This window comes from Kitasatospora sp. NPDC001225, from assembly GCF_053597855.1.
In genome coordinates this window covers 1-1,976 of sequence record NZ_JBSFJC010000395.1, presented here as the reverse complement: position 1 = coordinate 1,976, position 1,976 = coordinate 1, and the positions used below count along the sequence as shown (strand labels likewise).

The following is a 1,976-nucleotide window of genomic DNA, read 5'->3' as shown; positions in this document are numbered from 1 at the left end:
CAGGTGAAGATCCGGGGCTTCCGGGTCGAGCCGGGTGAGGTCGCGGCGGTGCTGCTGGGGCACGAGGCGGTGGCGCAGGCCGCGGTCGTGGCACGCGAGGACCGGCCGGGCGACAAGCGCCTGGTCGGCTACGTCGTCCCGGTGAACGGTCGGGACGTGGACGCGGCGGAACTGCGTCACTTCCTGGTCAAGCGTCTGCCGCGCCACATGGTGCCGTCGGCCGTGGTGGTGCTGGAGGCGCTGCCGATCACGCCGAACGGCAAGCTGGACCAGCGCGCGTTGCCCGCACCTGCCGCCACCGCCGTCGAGCCGGGCGGACGCGCACCGCGCTCGGTGCAGGAGGAACTGCTCTGCGGCATCTTCGCGGAGCTGCTGGGCCTGCCGTCGGTGGGGATCGACGACGACTTCTTCGCCCTGGGTGGGCACTCGCTCCTCGCGGCCCGGCTGATCAGCCGGATCCGCAGCACCTTCGGCGCGGAACTCGGCATCCGCGACCTGTTCGACGCCTCCACGGTCGTCGGCGTCGCCGAGAAGCTGAAGGAGGGCCGCCCGGCGCGTCCGGCGTTGGTGGCGGGTGAGCGTCCGGAGGTGCTGCCGCTGTCGTTCGCCCAGCAGCGGCTGTGGTTCCTCGACCAGCTCGAAGGCGCTTCCGCCACGTACAACAGCCCGTTCGCGTTCCGCCTGCACGGATCGGTGGACGTCGAGGCGCTCCGCGCGGCGATCGGTGACGTGGTCGGCCGGCACGAGGCGCTGCGGACGGTCTATCCCGCGGTCGACGGCCGGCCGCGTCAGCTGGTCCTGCCCGCCCAGGACGTCCAGGTGCCCTTCACGGTCGTGGAGTGCGGGAGCGACACGCTCGACGAGGCAGTGCGCGGGGCCGCGTTCACGCCGTTCGACCTGTCCACCGATCTGCCCGTACGGGTGGTGTTGTTCACGGTCGCCGAGGGCGGGTCGGTGCTGGTGGTGACCTTGCACCACATCGCGAGTGACGGTTGGTCGATGGAGCCGTTGTGGGAGGGGGTGGCGTCGGCGTATCGGGCTCGGTTGGCGGGGGTTGCTCCGGAGTGGTCGCCGTTGCCGGTGCAGTACGCGGATTACACGTTGTGGCAGCAGGGTCTGTTGGGTGGGGTCCTGGAGCGGCAGTTGGCGTACTGGTCGGAGGTGTTGCGGGATGCGCCGCAGGAGGTGGCGCTGCCGTTGGACCGGCCTCGGTCGGGGGTGGGTTCGCGTGCGGGTGGTCTGGTGGAGTTCGGGCTGGACGCGGAGCTGCACGCGGAGTTGGAGGGGTTGGCGCGTCGGCATGGCGTGACGCTGTTCATGGTGCTGCACGCGGGCCTGGCGGCCCTCTTGTCGCGCCTGGGCGCGGGGACGGACATCCCCATCGGCACGGTGGTGGCGGGGCGTTCGGACGAGGCCTTGGACGAGCTGGTCGGGTTCTTCGTGAACACGCTGGTGCTGCGGACGGATGTGTCGGGTGCGCCGACCTTCGGTGAGTTGCTGGGCCGGGTCCGGGACACGGATCTGGCGGCGTTCACCCACCAGGACCTGCCGTTCGAGCGGCTGGTCGAGGAGCTGAACCCCGTCCGCTCCGCCTCGGTGCATCCGCTGTTCCAGGTGATGCTGGTCCTGCAGAACAACAGCGAGGGAAGCCTCCAACTCCCGGGCATCACCCTGGAATCGGAGACCTTCGACACGGCTCCGGCCCGGTTCGACCTCAACTTCGCCTTCACCGAGGCCTGGGCTGCCGATGGCACGCCCGGTGGGATCCAGGTGGAGCTGCAGTACGCCGCGGACCTCTTCGACCACGGCACGGTGGAGGTGCTGGGCCGCCGTCTCGGTTCGCTGTTGACCGCCATGGTCGCGGATCCGGAGCAGTTGGTCGGGTCGGTTGAGGTGTTGGTGGGTGGCGAGCGTGAGTTGGTCGTGTCGGGGTGGGGTGGTGGTGGGGGTCCGGTGCCGGCGGGGACGGTGTCGGG

The 1,976-nt window shown here is 70.7% G+C and carries 1 protein-coding gene; it reads left to right on the top strand.

Translation table 11 applies throughout. The annotated features are described in order from the left end of the window. Positions 1-69: 69 nt before the first annotated feature. The coding region (locus tag ACWDCZ_RS40840; RefSeq protein WP_449818654.1) for a condensation domain-containing protein at positions 70-1,976 on the top strand (1,907 nt) is incomplete at its 3' end.